Below are 3424 nucleotides of genomic sequence, written 5' to 3'. Positions count from 1 at the left end.
GTTCTCGCGGGCCGTCGGCAGCGGCCGTCACCCAGCCGAACAGGCCATCGGCCTTGCCGTCGACCAGCATCGTCTCGGCCGCCGCGGCCGAATCGGTACGGGCCAGAAACGGTGCATCTTCCGCGATCTTTCGGCATTCCGCGGCCAACGCCGCCAATGGCAGGAGAGAACCGCCGACGCTGTCCGAAGGCGCCATGGCGATACGATGGCTGTCCATCGCCGCAAGGTCGAGCAGCTTGCCGTCCCGCGTCAGCAGAACGGAGCGGATGCCGATCGCGCCGTCTGAATCGACCGGAGCGACAAGCGGCTCGATACATAAGCAGCGCTGCGAGGCCGTTGCATAGGCGGTGGCCGAATAGATCGCATATTCGATGCGGGCATCGGCCTGCGCCTCGATCAGCGCGGCATAGTTGCGGGCAACGACAAACTCGACCTTCATGCCCAAGGCCTTGGTGTAGGCGTCGGTCAACACAGCCAGCCCCGGAACGGAGTTGCCGGCGCCTGGCTCGGCAACGATGCCGATGCGAAACGTGCCGATATCATCACGCCAGTCGGCATGCGCCGGACTGGACCAGAGCCCGACCTGCGCCAGCAGGAGAGCGGCATAAGTCTTCAGCGCAACCCTCATGACAGGAACCACAGTCTGTTGTCCTCGATCCATGCCCATCCCAGTGCACTGGACTATCACGCCAAGCCGTTGCCGTTTGGTTTCCGAATTGCCAATGAAGTCGCGGAACCCTATGTCTGGTCGGTCAAACTGGCAACAAATCGATGGCGCGCGCTTTCCTCTTCGTTCTGGATTCCTTCGGCATCGGCGGCGCGGCCGACGCTGACCGCTACGGTGACACCGGCGCCAACACATTCGCGCACATCGCAGAGGCCTGTGCGGAGGGCCGTGCGGATCGCGAAGGGCTTCGCAGTGGACCGCTGTTTGTCCCTCACATGGCGTCGCTCGGGCTTGGCAAGGCCGCCGAAACCGCGACGGGGCTGGGGTTTGCCAACAGCGGGGCGGATCTGCTCCCAACTGCCTTTCACGGCGCCGCACAGGAGGTTTCGAGCGGCAAGGATACACCATCCGGCCATTGGGAAATCGCCGGCCTGCCGGTGCGCCTCGACTGGGGCTATTTCCCGGATACGGTTCCGGCCTTTCCGGCCGAACTGACCGAGGCTATCATTCGCGAAGGCAAGGTGCCGGGCATTCTCGGCAATTGCCATGCGCCGGGCACCGAGATCATCGAGCGCTTCGGCGAGGAGCACATCCGGACCGGCAAGCCGATCTGCTACACGTCGGTCGACTCGGTCCTGCAAATCGCCGCGCATGAAGTCCATTTCGGCCTCGACCGGCTTTATGAATTCTGCCAGGTGGTGCGCAGGCTGGTTGACCCGCTGAGGATCGGACGGGTGATCGCGCGGCCATTCGTCGGCCAAACCACCGCCACTTTCGAACGGACATACAACCGTCATGACTACGCCGTGCCCCCGCCGGAACCGACCCTGCTCGACCGGCTGACGGCACGTGGCAGCCGTGTCATCGCCGTCGGCAAGATCGGCGACATCTTCGCCCATCGCGGAATTTCGCAAGTGCGCAAGGCGGCAGGCAACATGGCGATGTTCGACGAGGCGCTGGGTGCGATGGATGATGCCGGCGACGGTGACCTCGTCTTCGCCAATTTCGTCGACTTCGACACCGAATTCGGTCACCGCCGCGATGTCGCAGGCTATGCTGCCGCGCTCGAGGCCTTCGACCTGCGGCTGCCGGAGGCATTTGCGAGGCTCCGGCAGGGCGATCTTCTCATCCTGACGGCCGACCACGGCAACGACCCGACCTGGGGCGGGACCGATCACACTCGCGAGCGCATTCCGGTGATCGGCACTGGACCGGGTCTCAAGGGCGGCGACATCGGACTGAGAACGACATTCGCCGACATTGGGGAGACCGTGGCCGAGCATCTCGGGATGGCGCCCGGACGCTACGGCACGTCTTTCTATACGGCGATCGGCGGTCATGCCTGAATTGCCGGAGGTCGAAACCGTCCGGCGCGGACTGCAGCCGGTTCTGGAAGGCGCCACCATCGCCCGCGTCGAGGCGCGCCGACCGGATCTGCGCTTTCCATTTCCCGAGAAATTCGCGCAGCGGCTGACCGGCAAGACGATCACGGCACTCGGCCGCCGGGCCAAATATCTGACGATGGACCTGGAAGGCGGCCCCGTGCTGATCTGCCATCTCGGCATGTCGGGCTCATTTCGCATCGAGACGGCGGATGGCAGCGAGATGCCCGGCATCTTCCAGCACGACCGTTCGAAGAGCTCCAATCACGACCACGTCGTCTTCCATGTCGTGTCTCCGGCCGGCGCCCGATCCCGCGTGATCTTCAATGATCCACGCCGCTTCGGCTTCATGCTATTTGCGGATGGGCCGGACGTTCATCCGATGCTGGCTGGACTTGGCGTCGAGCCAACGGGCAACACATTGGACGGTGCGCTGCTCGCCTCATTGATGAAGGGGCGGCGATCACCACTGAAGGCAGCGCTTCTCGACCAGAGGCTGATCGCCGGGCTCGGCAACATCTATGTGTCGGAGGCGTTGTGGCGTGCCGGCCTGTCGCCGCTGCGCGAGGCGGGCACGATCGCCAGGCCCGGAAAGAAAGCCCAGGCCCAAAGCGAACACCTCGCGCAAGCCATTCGTTCGGTGATATCGGATGCGATCGCAGCCGGTGGCTCCTCACTGCGGGACTATATGCAGACCGATGGGTCGCTGGGCTATTTCCAGCACGCCTTCGCCGTCTACGACCGCGAGGGGGAGGCCTGTTCCAAACCCGGCTGCGGCGGCCACATCGAACGTGTCGTGCAGAGCGGCCGATCGACCTTTTATTGCCGGACATGTCAGCGATGAGTCAGAGTAATTCCAGGAAAAGTGGGAACGGTTTTCCGTCGAGAATTGCGTCGAGACAAGGAGATGGAGCGGTTCTGCGTTCCGTGAAACGATGAACCGCTCTAGACGAGCGTGAGCAAGGAGAAGCAGCCATGACCTATGAGACGATCATCACCGAGACGCACGGCAAGGTCGGGCTGATCACGCTGAACAGGCCGCAGGCGCTCAACGCGCTGAATTCGCAGATTCTGACCGAGGTGGTGGCGGCCGTGAACGGGTTCAGCGCCGATCCCGGTGTCGGCGCCATGGTCATCACCGGTTCCGAAAAGGCTTTCGCCGCCGGCGCCGATATCAAGGAGATGCAGTCCATCTCCTACGCGGACGCCTACGCCCAGGACTTCTTCGTCGGCTGGGAGGAACTGACGCGGGCGCGAAAGCCTATTATTGCGGCGGTAGCGGGCTATGCACTCGGCGGCGGCTGCGAGTTGGCCATGATGTGCGATTTCATTATCGCCGCCGACACGGCCAAATTCGGCCAACCCGAGATCACCC

Annotated in this window: 4 protein-coding genes; 3 read left to right on the top strand and 1 reads right to left on the bottom strand. The window is 63.6% G+C overall.

Annotation, left to right across the window (positions count from 1 at the left end):
• Window positions 1–628 (bottom strand): PhnD/SsuA/transferrin family substrate-binding protein (locus tag EN750_RS24635; protein WP_189526431.1); only part of this gene is annotated, 628 nt, incomplete at its 3' end.
• 143 nt (window positions 629–771) lie between these two features.
• On the opposite strand from EN750_RS24635, the gene EN750_RS24630 reads away from it, so the two are divergent.
• The 3 genes from EN750_RS24630 to EN750_RS24620 form a co-directional block, all read left to right on the top strand.
• Window positions 772–2013: a phosphopentomutase gene (locus tag EN750_RS24630; RefSeq protein WP_127397990.1), complete on the top strand. Its 1242-nt coding sequence runs from the start codon at window positions 772–774 to the stop codon at window positions 2011–2013.
• Window positions 2006–2893 carry a bifunctional DNA-formamidopyrimidine glycosylase/DNA-(apurinic or apyrimidinic site) lyase gene (gene mutM, locus EN750_RS24625; RefSeq protein ID WP_127397988.1) on the top strand — a complete coding sequence of 296 codons (888 nt, stop codon included), beginning with the start codon at window positions 2006–2008 and terminating at the stop codon, window positions 2891–2893. Before EN750_RS24630 ends, mutM begins: the two co-directional genes overlap by 8 nt.
• Before the next feature lie 131 nt (window positions 2894–3024).
• Window positions 3025–3424: enoyl-CoA hydratase-related protein (locus EN750_RS24620; RefSeq protein ID WP_189526429.1), on the top strand; the 400-nt coding region annotated here is incomplete at its 3' end.

The organism is Mesorhizobium sp. M7A.F.Ca.ET.027.03.2.1 (genome assembly GCF_003999175.1).
Taxonomy (GTDB): Bacteria; Pseudomonadota; Alphaproteobacteria; order Rhizobiales; family Rhizobiaceae; genus Mesorhizobium.
The sequence above is the reverse complement of the archived record's forward strand: the minus strand, read 5'-3'. Positions and strand labels throughout refer to the sequence as shown.